The organism is Amycolatopsis melonis, from assembly GCF_040064235.1.
Classification (GTDB): domain Bacteria; phylum Actinomycetota; class Actinomycetes; order Mycobacteriales; family Pseudonocardiaceae; genus Amycolatopsis; species Amycolatopsis melonis.
Genome location: NZ_JBDZYD010000003.1, coordinates 280,311 through 297,943, shown reverse-complemented (window position 1 = coordinate 297,943; position 17,633 = coordinate 280,311). Strand labels below are relative to the sequence as shown.

The 17,633-nt window shown below is 71.2% G+C and carries 13 protein-coding genes and 1 pseudogene; 6 read left to right on the top strand and 8 right to left on the bottom strand.

The window, feature by feature from the left end:
* Positions 1–2: 2 nt before the first annotated feature.
* The 3 genes and pseudogenes from ABJI51_RS09315 to ABJI51_RS09305 all read left to right on the top strand — a co-directional run bounded on the left by ABJI51_RS09315 (position 3) and on the right by ABJI51_RS09305 (position 4,101).
* Positions 3–1,150: pseudogene (locus tag ABJI51_RS09315) on the top strand (MFS transporter).
* A gap of 34 nt (positions 1,151–1,184) precedes the next feature.
* A complete protein-coding gene (locus ABJI51_RS09310; protein WP_348949199.1) occupies positions 1,185–2,681 on the top strand; it encodes an aldehyde dehydrogenase family protein in 1,497 nt (498 codons plus the stop codon).
* Positions 2,682–2,928: 247 nt separating this feature from the next.
* Complete coding sequence (locus ABJI51_RS09305; RefSeq protein WP_348949197.1) at positions 2,929–4,101, top strand: MFS transporter; 1,173 nt, start codon at positions 2,929–2,931, stop codon at positions 4,099–4,101.
* 29 nt (positions 4,102–4,130) lie between these two features.
* On the opposite strand, the gene ABJI51_RS09300 is transcribed toward ABJI51_RS09305, so the two are convergent.
* On the bottom strand, positions 4,131–5,699 hold the full coding sequence (locus ABJI51_RS09300; protein ID WP_348949195.1) for a GMC family oxidoreductase: 1,569 nt from the start codon (positions 5,697–5,699) through the stop codon (positions 4,131–4,133).
* Between the two features lie 155 nt (positions 5,700–5,854).
* Here ABJI51_RS09300 and purS point away from each other — a divergent pair, with 155 nt between their 5' ends.
* Together purS and purQ are read left to right on the top strand one after the other, a co-directional pair.
* A complete protein-coding gene (purS, locus tag ABJI51_RS09295; RefSeq protein WP_003056885.1) occupies positions 5,855–6,094 on the top strand; it encodes a phosphoribosylformylglycinamidine synthase subunit PurS in 240 nt (79 codons plus the stop codon).
* Positions 6,091–6,768: a phosphoribosylformylglycinamidine synthase subunit PurQ gene (gene purQ / locus ABJI51_RS09290; protein WP_348949193.1), complete on the top strand. Its 678-nt coding sequence runs from the start codon at positions 6,091–6,093 to the stop codon at positions 6,766–6,768. Before purS ends, purQ begins: the two co-directional genes overlap by 4 nt.
* A gap of 92 nt (positions 6,769–6,860) precedes the next feature.
* Here the strand turns inward: purQ and ABJI51_RS09285 are convergent, their stop codons facing one another.
* From ABJI51_RS09285 to ABJI51_RS09275, 3 genes are all read right to left on the bottom strand, one after another.
* Complete coding sequence (locus ABJI51_RS09285; protein WP_348949191.1) at positions 6,861–7,289, bottom strand: pyridoxamine 5'-phosphate oxidase family protein; 429 nt, start codon at positions 7,287–7,289, stop codon at positions 6,861–6,863.
* 65 nt (positions 7,290–7,354) lie between these two features.
* Complete coding sequence (locus ABJI51_RS09280) at positions 7,355–9,100, bottom strand: ABC transporter ATP-binding protein (protein WP_348949189.1); 1,746 nt, start codon at positions 9,098–9,100, stop codon at positions 7,355–7,357.
* Positions 9,097–10,731 (bottom strand): ABC transporter ATP-binding protein, encoded by a 1,635-nt coding sequence (locus tag ABJI51_RS09275; RefSeq protein WP_348949187.1) that lies wholly within the window; start codon positions 10,729–10,731, stop codon positions 9,097–9,099. Before ABJI51_RS09275 ends, ABJI51_RS09280 begins: the two co-directional genes overlap by 4 nt.
* A 451-nt stretch (positions 10,732–11,182) precedes the next feature.
* Between ABJI51_RS09275 and purL the strand changes: the two genes are divergently transcribed.
* Positions 11,183–13,489 carry a phosphoribosylformylglycinamidine synthase subunit PurL gene (gene purL / locus ABJI51_RS09270; RefSeq protein ID WP_348949185.1) on the top strand — a complete coding sequence of 769 codons (2,307 nt, stop codon included), beginning with the start codon at positions 11,183–11,185 and terminating at the stop codon, positions 13,487–13,489.
* 40 nt (positions 13,490–13,529) lie between these two features.
* Here purL and ABJI51_RS09265 read toward each other — a convergent pair whose 3' ends face one another.
* The 4 genes from ABJI51_RS09265 to ABJI51_RS09250 form a co-directional block, all read right to left on the bottom strand.
* Positions 13,530–14,609 carry a pentapeptide repeat-containing protein gene (locus ABJI51_RS09265; RefSeq protein ID WP_348949183.1) on the bottom strand — a complete coding sequence of 360 codons (1,080 nt, stop codon included), beginning with the start codon at positions 14,607–14,609 and terminating at the stop codon, positions 13,530–13,532.
* Positions 14,610–14,612: 3 nt separating this feature from the next.
* A complete protein-coding gene (locus tag ABJI51_RS09260; protein ID WP_348949181.1) occupies positions 14,613–15,416 on the bottom strand; it encodes a hypothetical protein in 804 nt (267 codons plus the stop codon).
* Positions 15,417–15,590: 174 nt separating this feature from the next.
* Positions 15,591–16,460: a lysozyme gene (locus ABJI51_RS09255; RefSeq protein ID WP_348949179.1), complete on the bottom strand. Its 870-nt coding sequence runs from the start codon at positions 16,458–16,460 to the stop codon at positions 15,591–15,593.
* A 193-nt stretch (positions 16,461–16,653) separates the two neighbouring features.
* Positions 16,654–17,457: a lysozyme gene (locus ABJI51_RS09250; RefSeq protein WP_348949178.1), complete on the bottom strand. Its 804-nt coding sequence runs from the start codon at positions 17,455–17,457 to the stop codon at positions 16,654–16,656.
* Positions 17,458–17,633 lie beyond the last annotated feature (176 nt).

Genomic DNA, 17,633 nt, shown 5'->3' with positions numbered 1-17,633 from the left:
GCATGTCGTTGTTCACCCATCGCGCCTACTGGCGCTGGTCGGCGGGCGTCCAGCTCGCCCGGCTCCCGGCGACCATGGCGCCGCTCGCGTTCACCCTGCTGACCACGGCCACGACCGGCTCGTACCGGCTCGGCGGCGTGCTGATGTCGGTCTACGTCACCGCCGAGATGCTCTGCGCGGTCCCCGTCGGACGGCTGCTCGACCGCGCCGGCCCGGCACGCGGGTTGCCGGTGCTGCTGCTCCTGACCGCCGCCGGGTTCGCGGCACTGGCCGTCGCCGCGGCGAACGACGTGCCGGACGCCGTGCTGCTCGCGCTGGTCGTGCTGCCGGGCATCACGGGCGGGGCGCTGTCCGGCGGCTTCCGGACGCTGCTCGCCGACACCGTCGACGACGAACTGCTGCCGCGCGCGATCTCGGTCGACTCGATGATCCTCGAAGGCGTGCTCGTCGGCGGCCCGGCGCTGGTCGCGCTGCTCGACGTCGCGGGCACCTTCGTCCCCGTCGGCGCCATGGCGGTCGCGTGCGTGGCCGCCGCCGTGCTCGTGCCACGCCGCGCGGGTGACCCCGATCGGGTGGAACCCGCCGCCGACGTCCCGCCCGCCCGGCTCGCCGGGTACCTGCCGTGGCTGTGCTGCGCGTTCACCGTGGGCCTGCTGCTGTCGACGATCGAGGTCGCGCCGCTGCCGCTGGTCCAGCGCCTCGGCGCGCCGGACGGGGCGGCGCCGGTGGTGATCGCCGTGCTGACCGGGGCGAGCATCGCGGGCAGCGGGTGCTACGCGTGGCGCGGCAAGACCGGTGACGCGCGGCTGTTCCTGGCCGGGTTCGTCGTCGGCGGGCTCGTGCTCAGCGCGGATCTCGGGTGGCCGGGACTGCTCGCGTCGGTGGCGGTGATCGGCGCGTGCACCGGGCCGCTGGTCGCCGCGACGTCGGTCAACCTCCAGCGTCTGCTGCCGAAGAACCGCAGGTCGGCGGGGTTCTCGCTGAGCTTCACCGTGCAGGCGGGCGGCTTCGGGCTCGGCTCGCTGGCGGTCGGCGTGCTGCCGTTGTGGCTCGCCCCGCTGGCCGGTGTCTTTGCCGCGGCGATCGCCGGTGCAATGCTGGTGGTGAAGCCCCGGCAAGAGCTATTGGCACGCTGTCAGTAACGTCGTAACCTGGGCTGACCCTCGACCTCACGGGAGACGCCGATGACTGCCGTCCAGCCGAAGCCGACGTCGGTCGGCGAGACCTTCGACTCGCTCAGCCCGGCGACCGACGAGGTGGTCGGAACCTACCCGATCCACACCGCCGAGGACGTCAAGGCGGCCGTCGAACGGGCGCGCGTCGCGGGACAGTGGTGGGCGGACCTCGGCTTCGCCGGGCGTGCCGAGCGGCTGCGGGCCTGGAAGGGCGTGCTGACGCGGCGGCTGGGACAGCTGTGCCAGGTGGTCCGCGACGAGACCGGCAAGCCGATCGCCGACGCGCAGCTGGAGAGCGTGCTGGCCATCGAGCACATCGCGTGGGCGGGCAAGCACGCGAAGAAGGTGCTGGGCAAGCAGAAGCGGTCCGCCGGGCTGCTGATGTCGAACCAGGCGGCCACCGTCGAGTACCAGCCGCTGGGCGTGGTCGGCGTGATCGGCCCGTGGAACTACCCGGTGTTCACTCCGCTCGGCTCGATCGCGTACGCCCTCGCGGCGGGCAACGCGGTCGTGTTCAAGCCCAGCGAGTACACCCCCGGCGTCGGGAAGTGGCTGGTCGACGCGTTCGCGGAGGTCGTGCCGGAGCAGCCGGTGCTGCAGCTGGTCACCGGCTTCGGCGAGACGGGCGCGGCGCTGGTCCGCGCGGGCGTCGACAAGATCGCGTTCACCGGCTCGACGGCCACGGGCAAGCGCATCATGGCCGCGGCGGCCGAGACGCTCACCCCGGTGGTGATCGAGGCGGGCGGCAAGGACCCGGTCCTGGTCGACGCGGACGCCGACCTGGACGCGGCCGCCGACGCGACGGTGTGGGGCGCGTTCTCCAACTCCGGCCAGACGTGCATCGGCGTCGAGCGGGTGTACGTCCACGAGAAGGTCCACGACGAGTTCGTGAAGAAGGTCGTCGAGAAGGCGAAGGACGTCCGAGCGGGCTCGGACGAGGCGGCGCAGTACGGCCCGGTGACGATGCCGTCCCAGCTCGGCGTGATCAAGCGCCACATCCAGGACGCGCTGGCCCGCGGCGGCAAGGCGGTCCTCGGCGGAGAGGACGCGGTGGACGACCGCTACGCCCAGCCGACGGTGCTGGTCGACGTGCCGGAGGACTCGGAGGCGGTCAAGGAGGAGACGTTCGGCCCGACGGTGACGATCGCGAAGGTCCGCGACATGGACGAAGCGGTCGAGCGCGCGAACGACACGAAGTACGGCCTGGGCTCGACGGTGTTTTCGAAGTCCCGCGGCGTCGAGCTGGCGGAGAAGCTGCGCACGGGCATGACGGCGATCAACGCGCCGCTGTCGTTCGCGGGCATCGCGTCCCTCCCGTTCGGCGGCGTCGGCGACTCGGGCTTCGGCCGCATCCACGGCCCGGAGGGCCTGCGCGAGTTCGCCCGCACGAAGGCCATCGCGCGCCAGCGGTTCACGGCCCCGATCACGCTGACGTCGTTCAGCCGCAAGCAGTCCACGGACGCACTGGTGGCCAAGCTGGTGACCATCCTCCACGGCAAGCGCTGATCCGGTAGCGAAGGCCGCCTCGGGTTCGCGCCCGAAGGCGGCCTTCGACGTTTTGCGGAAAAGAATGCGCGAACTGCGTGCCCGTGATATCCGTTCCGCGGTTTCCCTGAATTGCCGCGCGAAGCGCTGAAGAACAATTTTCGCCGGTGACCGGTGGAAACAGGAGTGCAAGACTTCGGTGGGATAGCTGGAAAAGTGCCTTTTTCCTGTCGAAGGAGCACGCTGTGAACTCATCCCGCAGTAACCGGTGACTGTTTCGGCGGCCGCTCGCCCCGGCCTGGCGACGGCCGCGCCGATCGTCGTCATCGCGGTATTCGGAATCACGCTCGGCATCACTTACCCGCTGCTGGCGTTGCTGCTCGAACAGCGTGGCCTGCCGAGGGGCGTCATCGGGGCGAACGGGGCGATGACCCCGCTGGGCATGGTCGTGTCGGCGCCGCTGATCCCCCGCCTGGTGCGGGTCGTCTCGCCGTGGCGGGCGATGGCGGCCGCCTCGGTCGCCATCGCGGTCCTGCTCGCCGTCCTCGCCGGCTCCGACGACCTCGCGCTGTGGTTCGTGGTGCGGTTCGCCGTCGGCTCCTGCGCGGTCACGATGTTCGTCCTCGGCGAGACGTGGATCAGCGAGGCCGCCGCCGGGCCGCGGCGGGGGCAGCTGCTCACCGCCTACACCTCGGTGATGGCACTGGGATTCGCGGTCGGGCCTGCCGTCATGGCGGTGGCCGGGGACGGCTCGCTGGTCCCGCTCGTGGTCGCCGTCGCCTGCTCGCTGCTCGCGGTGGTGCCGCTGTGGGCGGCGCGGGCCCGGGTGCCGCGGATGGTGTCGAGCGGCGCGATTCCGGTGCGGGGCCTGCTGGCCCGGCTGTCGGTGCTGCTGCTGGCGGTGGTGTCGGTGGCGGTGTTCGACGGCGTCACGCTGCAGTTCCTGCCCGCTTACGTGCTCGGCGAAGGGCTTTCCCCGCGGCTGGCCGCGCTGGCGCTGACGGTCCTGCTCGTCGGGCAGGTGCTGTTCCAGTACCCGCTCGGCTGGCTGGCGGACCGGATCGGCCCCCGGAGGGCGCTGGTCCTTTCGCTGTCCGCCGGCGCGGCGGGCGCGCTGGCGCTGCCCTGGGCGGTGGAGGTGCCCTGGCTGTTCTGGCCGCTGGTCGCGGTGTGGGGCGGCCTGGCCTTCGCCGGCTACCCGCTGGCGCTCACCATCCTGGGCGACGGGCTGAAAGGGGCCGGCCTGCTGCTGGGCAACACGGCGTTCGCGATCGTCTGGGGCCTCGGCGGCATCGCCGGGCCCCCGTACTCCGGCGTCGCGATCGACTGGCTCGGCCCCGCGGGCATGCCGCTGTCGCTGGCCACGATCTGGCTGCTGGCGCTGGCGGTCATCGCCGTGGCCCGCTTCCGCACGCCCGGAACTGTCGGTGCCCACCGCTAAGCTGGATACCGGGGGCCGCGGCCCACCCCTCACCGCCCCCGGATCAGGTCGGCGGCCTTCTCGGCGACCATGATCGTCGGCGCGTTGGTGTTCCCCCGCGGCACCACAGGCATCACGGACGCATCCACCACCCGCAGGCTCTCCACGCCCTGCACCCGCAGCTGCGGATCGACCACCGACCCGATCGCGCACGTCCCGACCGGGTGATACAGCGTCTGCGTGTTCTCCCGGATGTGCTCGGCCAGCTCGGCGTCGCTCAGATCGTGGCGCTCCGGCAGGAACGGCTTGTCCAGGAACCGCCGCAGCGGCCCTTCCCTGCCGATCTCGATCAGCGCGCGCAGCCCGGCGATCATCGTCTCCAGGTCGCGGGGTTCCGAGTAGTACGCCGGGTCGATTTCCGGCTTCCACAACGGATTCGCGGACTTCAGCCGGAGACGGCCGCGGCTGGCGACGTCCACCAGCGTCGCCGCCGACGTGAATCCCGGGACCGTCGGTTCGCGCAACCCGTTGTCGTAGAACAACGTCGGCGCGACGTGGATCTGCATGTCCGGGGCGGGCAGGCCGTCGGTGGTCGGGTAGAACGCGCCCGCCTCGCCGATGTTCGACGTCAGCGGCCCGCGCCTGGTCAGCTGGTAGCGCACCAGCCCGCGCGGTGTCGCGGCGTCGACCAGGTCGGTGGTGCCGCGCGTGGACCAGATGATCCCGCACGCCGGGTGGTCGTGCAGGTTCTCGCCGACGCCGGGCAGCGCGGCGACGACGTCGATGCCGTGCTCGCGCAGGTGCTCGGCCGGGCCGACGCCGGAAACCATCAGCAGCTGCGGCGAGTTGACCGCGCCGCCGGAGAGGATCACCTCGGCGGCCGCGTGCGCCGTCCGCTCGACCCCGGCGTCCAAATAGGACACACCGACGGCGCGGGTGCCCTCGAAGACGACGCGGGTGGCCTGCGCGCAGGTCTTCACGGTGAGGTTCGGGCGGGCGAGCGCCGGGCGCAGGTAGGCGTCGGCGGTGGACCAGCGGCGGCCCCTCTTGCAGGTCACCTGGTAGACGCCGGCGCCCTCCTGGCTTTCGCCGTTGAAGTCGTCGGTGCGCTTGAGGCCCCAGGCGACGGCCGAGTCGACCCAGGCGTGCGACAGCTCGTGGGTGAACCGGCGGTCCTCGACGTGCAGCGGGCCGTCGGTGCCGTGCAGCGGCCCGCCGAGCCGCTGGTTGCCCTCGGCGCGCTTGAAGTACGGGAGGACGTCGTCCCAGCCCCAGCCCTCGGCGCCGTGAGAATCGCGCCAGCCGTCGTAGTCGGCGCGGTTGCCGCGGATGTAGATCATCGCGTTGATCGACGAGCAGCCGCCCAGCATCCGGCCGCGCGGCCAGTACGACGGCTTGCCCGTGTGCTTCTGCTCGACGGTCTCGTAGTTCCAGTCCCACCTGGTCTTGAACAGCGACGGGAACGCCGCGGGAATGTGGATCTCGTCCGCGGTGTCCTCGGCGCCCGCTTCGAGGAGCAGGACCTGGGCGGACGGGTCCTCGGTGAGGCGGTTGGCGAGGACGCACCCCGCGCTGCCGGCACCGACGATGACGTAGTCGTAGGAGTCCTGGACGGCCACGGCGCCTCCTGTTGGCGAGATGTCAACGACTCATCATGGCGCAGCCCGGCGCCGTCGGCCAGTCTAGGTTTCGCGGTGGTCCTCGCCGGGTGGGCGACCGGGTGAACTATGCTCGCGGGGTATCCACGACCTGCGTGAATAAGGAGCAGCCTGCCGTGGCCCGAGTCGTCGTCGACGTCATGCCGAAGCCCGAAATCCTCGACCCGCAGGGACAGGCCGCGCTCGGCGCCGCCGGCCGCCTGGGGTTCACCGGGATCACCGAGATCCGCCAGGGCAAGCACTTCGAGATCGAGGTCGACGACACGGTCGACGACGCGACGCTCGAGAAGATCGCCGAAGGCTTCCTCGCCAACCCGGTCATCGAGCAGTGGACGATCAAGCGGGTGGACGCGTGAGCGCGCGCATCGGGGTCATCACCTTCCCGGGCACGCTGGACGACGTCGACGCGGCCCGCGCGGTCCGCTACGCCGGCGCCGAGGCCGTGTCGCTGTGGCACGCGGACGAGGACCTGCGCGACGTCGACGCGGTCGTCGTTCCCGGCGGGTTCTCCTACGGCGACTACCTGCGCGCGGGCGTGATCGCCCGGTTCGCGCCGATCATGACGTCGGTCATCGAGGCGGCCCGCGGCGGCATGCCGGTGCTGGGCATCTGCAACGGCTTCCAGATCCTGTGCGAGGCCGGTCTCCTGCCGGGCGCGATGATCCGCAACCAGGGCCTGCACTTCATCTGCCGCGACCAGTGGCTGCGCGTGGAGAACACCTCGACGACGTGGACCACCCGCTACGAGCCGGGCGCCGAGATCCTCGTCCCGATGAAGAACATCGACGGCTGCTACATGGCCGAGCAGTCCACTTTGGACGAGCTGGAGGCCGAGGGCCGCGTGGTGTTCCGGTACGTCGGTGGCAACCCGAACGGGTCCCGCAACGACATCGCGGGCATCCGCAGCGAGAACGGCCGGGTCGTCGGGCTGATGCCGCACCCGGAGCACGCGATCGACGCGCTGACGGGTCCGTCGGACGACGGTCTCGGCATGTTCTTCAGCGCGGTGGACGCGCTGGTGAAGGCTTGAGGGTGGGCCACCGCCCCCGGTGATCATTCTACCGGGGACCACTGACAGTTCCGGGGCTGCGGACGTGGGTTGTCCACAGCCCCGGACCGCTTTCAGCTCTTGCTCTGGTCGTTCGACAGCCACTTCTCCGGCCGCACCCGCACCAGGATCGACTTCTCGCCCAGCGCCGAGTCGACGTACGCCGTGGCCTGGTCCTCCGGCCAGTACCGCTTCGCGATCCGCAGTGCCTGCTCGCGCGTGGGCGGCTCGTCGTTCGCCACCACCGGGCCCTCCACCGTCACGTACTTGTACGGCGGGTTCTCGTCCTGCGCCACCAGGCTCAGGCGGCCGGCGGCGCGGATCGACCGGTCCTTGACCGTGTCGCGTTCCATCCAGATCAGCAGCTCGCCGCCCGGCGAGTAGTCGTACCAGACCGGCACCGCCAGCGGCGCGCGTCCGGCGCGCTCCACCGCCAGCACTCCCACGTGCACTCCGCTCAGGAACTCCTCGCGCTCCGCGGCGGTCATCACGAACGACGACATGGCACTCCCCAGGTAGGTGATCACTACCTGGGGAGCAACACGCCGGGCAGTCCGGACATTCCGGACTACGAAGCCGCCGCGACCAGCCGGGCGTACGAGCCGCCTGCCGACAGCAGTTCCTCGTGCGGGCCCAGCTCGGTGATCCGGCCGCCCTCGACCACCGCGACCCGGTCGGCCGCCGCCGCCGTGTGCAGGCGGTGGGCGATCGCGATCACCGTCCGGCCGGACAGCACGCTGTTCAGCGAACGCTCCAGGTCGCGGGCCGAGCCCGTGTCCAGCAGCGACGTCGCCTCGTCGAGCACCAGCGTGTGCGGGTCGGCCAGGACCACCCGGGCCAGCGCCAGCTGCTGCGCGATCGCCGCCGGCACCGGGTGCTCGCCCGAGCCCAGCTTCGTGTCGAGCCCGTCCGGCAGGGTGGCGACCCAGTCCGACGCGCCCGCCGAGGCCAGCGCCGCCAGCAGCTCCTCGTCGGTCCAGTCGCCGCCTTCCCGGCGGGCCGGCAGCGCCAGGTTCTGCCGCAGCGTCCCGGAGAACACGTGGTGCTCCTGGGTCAGCAGCAGGACCTCGCCGCGCAGCACGTCGTCGGCCAGCGCCGAGACGTCCTGGCCGCCGATGCGCACCGAGCCCGACGACGGCGCCGCGATGCCCGCCAGCAGCCGCCCGAGCGTCGACTTGCCCGCGCCGGACGGCCCGACGATCGCCAGCCGCTCGCCGCGCGGGACCCGCAGGTCGATGCCGTGCAGCACCTCGCGGTCGGCGGTGTAGGCGAACCGGACGTCATGCACGTCGATGTCGCGCCCGCGCGGCACCTCGGTCACCTTCGGCGCATCCTCGGCGGCCACCGAGTGCACGCCGAGGATGCGCCGCGCCGCGGCCGCCGCCACCTGCAGGTCCTCCAGCCAGAACAGCGCCTCGTTCAGCGGCGCCGCCATCCCCTGCATGTACAGCAGCATCGTGGTGATCTCGCCAAGCCCGGCCCAGCCCTGCGTGTACGCGAGCAGCCCGAGCGGCAGCATGACCGCCAGCGGCACGACGTAGCTGATCTCCAGCGACGGCAGCCAGCGCAGCTGCAGCGCCCGCATCCGGCGTTCGCCGTAGATGCTCTGGTCCAGCGCGTCGTACGCGGCGCCGATCCGCCGCTCGGTCAGCCCGAGCGCCTCGATCGTGCGCGCGCCCTCCGCGGTCTCGTGGACGCTGGTGGTCAGGTCGGCCCAGCGGTCCAGCATCCACTGCATGATCGCCGGGATCCGCCGCTGGTACCAGACGTTCACCGGCACCAGCAGCGGCAGCGCGACCAGCAGGCCCAGCGACAGCAGCGGCGACGTCACCACCATCGCGACGACGGTGAACCCGACGCCGACCGCCGCGACGAGGATCTGCGGCACCGCGAACCGCGCGGCGTGGTCGATCCGGCCGAGGTCGGTGGTGGCCCGGCTGAGCAGGTCGCCGGTGCCCGCCGCCTCGACCGTGCCGAGCGGCAGCTGCAGCGCGGTCCCGACGAACTCCTCACGCGTCTCGGCGAGCACCAGCTCGCCGAACACCGCCGCGCGCATCCGCGCGATCTTCCGCGCCACCGCCTGCAGCAGCAGGATCGCGACGAACGCCGCCGCCAGCACGTCGATGTGGCTCGTCGTGGTGCCTGCCGCGACGTCGTCGACGAGCGTGCCGAGCAGCTGCGGCCCGGCCAGGCCGATCAGCGTGGCCACCGCCAGCGAGCCCAGCAGCAGGCCGAACTCGCGTTTGTGGACGGCGGCCGTCTTCAGCGCCCACCGGCGGACGTCCCGCCGGGTCGCCGTGGGGAGCCGTTTCATACCGTCACCGCTTTCGCCGTGAAGACTTCGTCTGCCACATGTGTCCACAAGGGACTCTGGCTGAACACCACCGTCGTCTTGCCGCGCCGCAGCCGCGCGACGCGTTCGGTGATGCGGGCCTCCGTGTGCGCGTCGACCGCCGACGTCGGCTCGTCGAGCACCAGGACGTCGGCGTCGGTGGCCAGCGCGCGGGCCAGGTTCAGCCGCTGCCGCTGACCGCCGGACACCTCGCGGCCGCGCTCGCCGATCACCTCGTCGACGCCGTGGGGCAGCGCCTCGACGATGTCGTCGGCGTCGGCCGCGTACAGCGCTTCGGTGATGCTCACGTCACTCGGCCGCGCCGGTGCCAGCTGTTCGCGCAGCACGCCGGAGAACCAGATGTCCTGGTTGTGCGCGTAGACGACGCGCTGCCGCAGCTCCGCGAGCGCGACGCGGTCCGCCCGGACGCCACCGACCAGGACTTCCTCGCCGTCGGCGGGATCGGCGAACCGGGCCAGCCGGTCGGCGACGGCCTCGCCTTCGGCACCGAAGTCGACGACCGTCAGCCTGCCGGGCGCGACGCGGACCCCGGACTCGGTGTCCACCAGCTCCAGCGGGCCCTCGGGCAGCGGCACCGGCTGCTCGGGGTCGGCCAGCGTCGGCCGGATGGCCAGCAGCGCCACGACTTTCCGCGACGCGACCAGTCCCGAGGTGATCGACCCGACGGCCTCGGTGGCGGCGTTGACCGGCCAGATGAGGAAGGCCGAAACGCCGTAGAAGGCGACCAGCTGCCCGACGTCGATCGTGCCTGCCACGGCCAGCCGCGCACCCAGCCAGGTGATCACCACGGTGACCAGCCCCGGCAGCGCGATCTCGGCGGCGGCCAGCCAGGCTTCGGCCTGCCCGACCTCGATCCCGGCCCGCCGCACCCGCTGGCTCGTTTCGCGGAAGCGCGCGAAGAACCGCCGCTCGCCACCGATGCCCCGCAGGATCCGCAGGCCGGACACGATGTCCGCCCCGAGCGCACTGACGTCACTGCGCTTCTCCCGCTGCTTCGCCTTCCGCTTCTGCAGCGGCGCAAGCAGCGGCCCGATCCCGAGCACGGCAACGGGCACGCCGACCAGCGCGACGACCCCGAGCAGCGGCGACGTCGAGACGAGCCAAACGGCCACGACGACGAAGGCCAGCAGCGACCCGAAGGCCCGGCCGGTCATCTCGACGGTGTTGCCGATGTGGTTGACATCGGTGGTGGAGACGGCGACGAGGTTCCCGGTGGTGGTGTGCTCGCGCAGCCCCGCCCCGACACGCGTGGTGTGCGCCGAGACGACCCGCTGGGTCGAGCCAGCACCGTGCAGCCAGAGGCCGTAGTTGAGAAAGTGCAGCCAGGTCCCGAACAGGGTCTGGACAACCCCGAGCGCGGCGGCAACAAGCGCCCACCGCGCAACGGCGGCACCATCGTGCGCCCCGATGGCCCCGATGCCCTGCCCGACAACGAGCGGAAGCAGCGCGCCCGGAAGCGCCCAGACAACCCCGATCGCGGCAGCACCGAGCACGGTCCCGAGCCGAGCCCGGAACACGGCAAGCAGAAACCGGCTCGCGGTCGGCCGCCCAGGCAGCCGCAGCGGCGGAAAGGGATATGTGGCGGAAAGCACGATTCCCGACGGTAAGCCGAGGCCGGGAGGAAGGCGACCGATTTTCCGGCGGCCCCGCTGGTTGGGTGCCCCTTCGCGCAGCCGTCCGGGCAGCTGCGCGTGGCGCTTCAGCCACCCCCCGGCGCTTGGGGGACCCCCGGTTTCAACGTTACTCCCAGGCACCGACAATTCCGGGCCCGCGAACCGGAGTTGTCCCCAGGCTCCCGGTCCGGCCGCGCCAAGATCGTGCCCGGACCGCGCTCGAGCCTGGACTGGGCTCCGGCCGCGGCGAACGTGTGCCGAAACCCGGGCGCTCGGGCCGTGCCCGGACCGCGCCCGACCCGTGCCACCCAGGCCCGAGACCCCACTCACCAACCCCCGGCCTGTCACCTCCGTCACACCACCCGCGGCCCCTCCGATTTCCCCGCCCCAGTGTCCAACGCTCCTCGGCCCGGCACGTATCCTGGCGGCCGTGGCGAACCCTGACACGGACACCGTGACCAGCACCGTTGACACCACCGAGCGGGCCGGGGCGACCCCGGACCACACCCAGCCCTATCGCGAGCTCGGGCTCGCCGACGACGAGTACGCCCGGATCCGGGAGATCCTCGGCCGCCGGCCCACCGATGCCGAGCTGGCCATGTACTCGGTGATGTGGAGCGAGCACTGCTCCTACAAGTCGTCCAAGAAGCACCTCCGCTACTTCGGGGAGACCGCCACCGACGAGATGAAGGCCAAGATGCTGGCCGGCATCGGCGAGAACGCCGGTGTCGTCGACATCGGCGAGGGCTGGGCGGTCACCTTCAAGGTGGAAAGCCACAACCACCCGTCCTATGTGGAGCCCTACCAGGGTGCCGCGACCGGGGTCGGCGGCATCGTCCGCGACATCATGGCCATGGGCGCGCGGCCCCTCGCGGTCGCCGACGCGCTGCGGTTCGGGCCGGCCGACGCGCCCGACACCAAGCGTGTGCTGCCCGGGGTCGTCGCCGGCGTCGGCGGCTACGGCAACTGCCTCGGCCTGCCCAACATCGGCGGCGAGCTGGTCTTCGACCCCTCCTACGCCGGCAACCCGCTGGTGAACGCCCTGTGCGTCGGCGCGATGCGCGTCGAGGACCTGCACCTGGCCTTCGCCTCCGGCACCGGCAACAAGATCATCCTGTTCGGTGCGCGCACCGGCCTCGACGGTATCGGCGGCGTTTCCGTCCTGGCGAGTGACACCTTTTCGGGTGACGAGTCCGCGTCGGGCCGCAAGAAGCTGCCGAGCGTCCAGGTCGGCGACCCGTTCACCGAGAAGGTGCTCATCGAGTGCTGCCTCGAGCTGTTCGCGCAGAAGCTCGTCGTCGGCATCCAGGACCTCGGCGGCGCCGGGCTGTCCTGCGCGACGTCGGAGCTGGCCGCGGCCGGTGACGGCGGCATGCACATCTACCTCGACCGCGTTCCGCTGCGCGCCAGTGGCATGACGTCCGCCGAGGTGCTCTCCAGCGAGTCGCAGGAGCGCATGTGCGCGGTCGTCGCGCCGGAGAACGTCGAGGCGTTCATGGCCGTCTGCCGCAAGTGGGACGTCATCGCCACCGACATCGGCGAGGTCACCGACGGCGAGCACCTGGTCATCACCTGGCACGGCGAGACCGTCGTCGACGTCCCGGCGCACACGGTCGCCCACCAGGGCCCGGTGTACGACCGGCCGGTCCAGCGACCGTCCACTCAGGACGCTCTGGTCGCCGACACCTCGGCGAAGCTGCCGCGTCCGTCCACTCCGGACGAACTGCGCGCGGACATCCTCAAGCTGATCTCCTCGCCGAACCAGGCGTCGAAGGAATGGGTGACCTCGCAGTACGACCGGTACGTGCGTGGCAACTCGGTCCTCGCGCAGCCGTCGGACTCGGGCATGATCCGGATCGACGAGTCGACCGGCCGCGGCGTCTCGGTCGCGACGGACTGCAACAGCAAGTTCGTCTACCTCGACCCGTACCGCGGCGCGCAGCTGGCGCTGGCGGAGGCGTACCGCAACGTCGCGACCGGCGGCGCGACGCCGGTCGCGGTGTCGGACTGCCTGAACTTCGGCGCCCCGACCGACCCCGGCGTGATGTGGCAGTTCGAGCAGGCCGTGCACGGCCTGGCGGACGGCTGCGTCGAGCTGGGCATCCCGGTGACCGGCGGCAACGTCAGCTTCTTCAACCAGACCGGCGACACGGCGATCCTGCCGACCCCGGTGATCGGCGTGCTCGGCGTGATCGACGACGTCACCCGCCGCATCCCGACCGGCATCGGCGCCGAAGCGGGCGAAACCCTGCTGCTGCTCGGCGAAACGCACGACGAGCTGGACGGCTCGGCGTGGGCCCGCGAGCTGCACGGCCACCTCGGCGGTGTCCCGCCGAAGGTCGACCTGGCGCGCGAGAAGCTGCTGGCGGAGATCCTGGTCGCGGGTTCCCGCGACGGCATGATCTCGGCGGCGCACGACCTTTCCGACGGCGGCCTGATCCAGACGCTGGTCGAGACCGTCCTCATCGGACAGTGCGGCGCGCGGGTCTTCCTCGACAGCGACCAGGACCCGTTCGTCCAGCTGTTCTCCGAGTCGGCGGGCCGCGTGCTGGTGGCCGTCCCGCGCACGGAAGAGCTGCGGTTCACCGAGATGTGCACCGCGCGCGGCCTCCCGTGGCGCAAGACCGGCGTGGTCGACCCGGAGTCGGGCACGCTGGAGCTGCAGGGCATCACCGAGTTCACGCTCGACGAGCTGCGCGAAGCCTGGGAGCGCACCCTGCCCGCCCTGTTCGACTGAGCGGGTCGTGGGGGCCTTCGCGTGAAGGCCCCCACGGACCTCAGCCCGCCCGTGCCACGATCCGGGCGTCCCCGTCGCGCAGTTCCTCCAGCTCCCAGCCGTCCGGCAGCTGGACGTCCTTCTCCGGCCGGACCCGGGTGTTGTACAGCGAAACCGCGTCCGCCAGCGAGGCGAACCGCAGGTCGGTCTGCCCCGCGAACCACGTCCAGCGCAGGTCGAGCGAGTCCGCGGCGACCGCGTCGGTGAAGACGGCGTCCTTCGCGAACTTCGCGTCCTTGAACGTCGTCGGCCCGGCGAACGTCGTTTCCGAGAAGTCCGCGGTCTCGGTGAAGTTCACCGCGCTGAACCACGCGTGGCTCTCGAAAACCGCGCCGCGGCAACGGAAGTAGCCGACCAGGCGGCCCTTGTCGGTCCCCGCGGCGGTGAGGTAGACGCGGCGCGTGAAGCGGCAGCCGCTGAAGTTCGTGCTGCTGTGCAGCGACGCGTGCCGCAGCAGCAAGCCGCCGACCAGCTTGCCCGAGAGGTCGAGGTACTCCAGCACCGCGCCGGTCAGGTCGAGGTCGTAGGACGGACCCGGTTCGTCGCGGCCGGGCAGCAGTTCCGAGATCAGCCGCTGCGCGGTGAGCCGGACGGTGAGTTCGAGTTCCTCCTCGGAGGTGGGATCCCGCGTCGGTTTCTCGTAGCGGCCGTGCAGGAACGGCCGCCGCAGGTACGAGCACAGCACGTCCAGCACCGTCTGCGTGTAGGACGGCCGGCTGCGCGCCAGCCCGGCGAGCGCGTGCAACGCCCCCACACGCACCTGGTCGGCCGAGTTGCCGAGCAGCTCGACGGCCTTCGCGAACCGTTCGTCGGCGACGCGCTCACGGTCCTGTTCCGCGCGCTGCGCCTCGAGTTCGTGCCGCTGCCGCTCGATGTCCTGACGGCGTTCCTCGACCCGGCGCCGCCGGTCGTTCAGCCACAGCGCGTACAGCGCCACGACCGCGCCGCCGGCGAGGCCGCCGGTCTTCAGCGCGTCACTGCGGCTGGTGGCGGGGTCGGTCAGCAGCCAGCCCCCGACCGCGGCCAGCAGGACCACCGACGCGAGGAACGTCCACGCCAGCGGTGACTTCCAGAGCCGCATCACTCACGAAACCAGCATGAGGCTGACGCAGAAGCCGGAACCGTCGATGTTCGTCGCCATGATGAAGCCGTCGACGTTCTTGCCTCCCGCGGTGCCACCGACCTCCACCTGCGCCATGAAGTCGCTGTCCGAGCCGTCGGCGGCCTCCAGCTGGAAGGGCGGCTTGATGAGGTCGAGCGACTGCGTCAGCAGCTCCCGCTTGTCGGCGCAGCCGAGCTGGATCGCGCCCGCGGTGTCGCCCGAGTTCAGCTTGGCGACGAAGTTCTTGATGACGCTGACACCTTCGCCGGAGCCGGACGGCTTTTCCGACGGCGGCGCCGACTTCTTCGGGGTCGTCGGCTTCGGGGCCGCCGTGCTCGACGACGGCGGGGCCGCGACGGTGCCCTCGTCCTTGGACAGGAAGAACCCGGGCGCGACGAACCCGGTGATGCCCACGGCCGCCAGCACCACGACCACGGCGGCGCCGATGGCGATCCACATGCCGGTCCTGCTCTTCTTCGGCGGCGCGGGCGGCCCGCCGAAGCCCTGCGAGTACCCACCGGTCGCCGGATCCCAGCCGGACATCTGGCCGCCCTGGTTCGGGTCCCAGGCCTGCTGCCCGTACTGCTGCGCGTTCGGGTCCGCCCACGCCTGCTGCTGCTGCGCGTTCGGGTCACCCCACCCGGCCTGCGGATATCCCTGCGGGTACTGCTGCGTCGGATACGGCTGCTGCTGGTTGGGGTCCCACCCGCCCTGCTGCGGGAAGCCGCCGGACTGCGGCTGCTGGCCGTACGGATCGGGCTGGCCGGGCTGCGGCGGGTACGTCATCTTCCATGCCTTCCGGGCGCTGGGTGGTTCGTGCGCTTCCGACGTCCGGCGTACGCATGCGGTTCCCCAGGACGTGAGCAGCGTTCTGCAAGCTCGGACGGTACGGCATGGCGCCGGCCCCCGGCCGTGGCGACATCGAAATCGGCACGGTCCGGGAGCCGGCGGGTGCGGGGATCAGCCGTTGGCGAGTGCCTGGAGCCGGTCGTAGGCACCGTTGAAGGTGTCCTGGTCGAGCGGGCTCGAGGTGTACTGCCAGACGGTGTAGTAACTCCAGTTGTAGGGCAGGGTGCCGACCGTCGAGGCGTACCGCGCGACCCAGAGCGGGGCGGTGCTGGAGAAGTCACCGCTCACGCACTGGCCCCACCAGCTCGTCGACGTGTAGATCACCGGCCAGCGCCCGGTCAGGGAGTGATAGGTGTCGTGGAAGTCGAGGATCCACGACGTCATTGCCGCCTTGCTCAGCCCGTAGCAGGTCGAGCCGTACGGGTTGTACTCCATGTCCAGCGCGCCGGGCAGCGTCTTGCCGTCCTTGGACCAGCCACCGCCGTGCGCGACGAAGTACCGGGCCTGCGCCGCGCCGCTGGAGGTGTTCGGGGTGGCGAAGTGGTAGGCGCCGCGGATGAAACCCTGGTTGTAGGAGCCGTTGTACTGCTGCGCGAAGTACGGGTTGGTGTAGCTGGTGCTCTCCGTGGCCTTGGTCCAGACGAACCGCTTGCCCTGGTTCCACCAGCTCGCCCAGTCGACGTTGCCCTGGTAGCTGGCGACGTCCATGCCGGCCACCGTGGCCAGCACCTGGTTCGGGACGGCCTGGCCGGGCTGTGGCTGCTGCGCGGCCCGCTGCGTGTCCGGCGTCGACTTGTCGCCTTCGACGCGCCGGATCTGTGACCCCAGTTCGTGGTTGTGCTGTGCGATGTCCGCGTTGATCGCGGCCACGGGGTCGACTTCGGGGGAGTAGGTCGCCGCCTGTGCCGTGCTGCCGAGCAGGAGCAGCGTGGCCGGGACGACCAGGGCGGCGAACAGCCGCCCTCTTCGGGAAGTGGACATCGTCGGATCCCTTCACAGATACCCTCGCTGAGGGCGGCTTACTGCAGGTAGCCGCCCGTGCACGATTGTTGGGGACGAAGTGGCGTTTGTCACTCAGTTCCGTGAAATTGGGTATACGCGTGGGTGATTTTCCCGGGAAGTTGATCTTTACTTGGTGACTGGTTAACACCTATTACTCAAAACGCTGCGCCGTTCAGCCCAGCGCGAGGGCGAGCAGCCGGTCCGCCGGGCCGTTGAACCAGTTCTGGTCGCCGGGCAGCGGGCCGCGGTCGGCGAACTGCCAGATGGTGTGCACGGCCCAGCCTGCGGGCAGTTCGCCGATGTAGGTGTTGTAGCGGGCGATCCAGAGCGGGTTGTCGCCGAACCCGCCGTTGTTCGCGGTGCACCGCTTCCACCAGCTCGTCGACGTGTAGATCGTCGGATACCGGCCGGTGGCGGCGCGGTAGGTGTCGGAGAAGTCCCGGATCCAGGCGACCATGCCCGCGGCGTCCTTGCCGTAGCAGGTTTCGCCGTACGGGTTGTATTCCGCGTCGAGCGCGCCCGGCAGCGTCTTGCCGTCGGCCGACCAGCCGCCGCCGTGGGCGAGGAAGTACCGGGCCTGCTCGGCTCCGCCGGAGACGTCCGGGCGGGCGAAGTGGTAGGCACCGCGGATCAGGCCGGCGTTGTAGGAGCCGTTGTACTGCTGGGCGAACTGCGGGTTGACGAACCCGGTGCCCTCGGTCGCCTTGACGTAGACGAACCGGGCGCCGGTGCGCGCCGCCCCTGGCCAGTCGACCGGTCCCTGGTGCCCGCTGACGTCGTGCCCGAGCTGCTGGTCGTCGTTCCCGTACAGGACGCCGGGCACCGCGCCGACGCCCTCGGCCTTGGCGATCTGCGAACCGGCGTAGTGGTCTTCGGCGCCGGCGTAGAGATCGGGAACGGCGTAGGCGGGCGACTGGCCGGCGATCAGCAGGACGGCGGCGGCGAAGGGCAGCAGCGAACGACGTTTCACCCTCATGCTCCCCACCGGTCTCGTGAGACTTGTCCAGCCTCACGATGCACCCGAGCCGCCGGATCGGCGACTCGGATGGTCACTCGACGGAGTGAAAACCGCAGGTCAACGACGTTGGGCGGTCTGCCGCGGCTTGTCGTGAGTGGTAATTCGCGTTCTAACCCGAATTACCACTCACGACC

What these genes read in the sequence shown, in the direction of transcription:
- ABJI51_RS09250 (WP_348949178.1), bottom strand. Translation starts at nt 17,457, where the DNA reads ATGAGGGTGAAACGTCGTTCGCTGCTGCCCTTCGCCGCCGCCGTCCTG.
- ABJI51_RS09280 (WP_348949189.1), bottom strand. Translation starts at nt 9,100, where the DNA reads ATGAAACGGCTCCCCACGGCGACCCGGCGGGACGTCCGCCGGTGGGCG.
- ABJI51_RS09310 (WP_348949199.1), top strand. Translation starts at nt 1,185, where the DNA reads ATGACTGCCGTCCAGCCGAAGCCGACGTCGGTCGGCGAGACCTTCGAC.
- ABJI51_RS09285 (WP_348949191.1), bottom strand. Translation starts at nt 7,289, where the DNA reads ATGTCGTCGTTCGTGATGACCGCCGCGGAGCGCGAGGAGTTCCTGAGC.
- ABJI51_RS09260 (WP_348949181.1), bottom strand. Translation starts at nt 15,416, where the DNA reads ATGACGTACCCGCCGCAGCCCGGCCAGCCCGATCCGTACGGCCAGCAG.
- ABJI51_RS09255 (WP_348949179.1), bottom strand. Translation starts at nt 16,460, where the DNA reads ATGTCCACTTCCCGAAGAGGGCGGCTGTTCGCCGCCCTGGTCGTCCCG.
- ABJI51_RS09265 (WP_348949183.1), bottom strand. Translation starts at nt 14,609, where the DNA reads ATGCGGCTCTGGAAGTCACCGCTGGCGTGGACGTTCCTCGCGTCGGTG.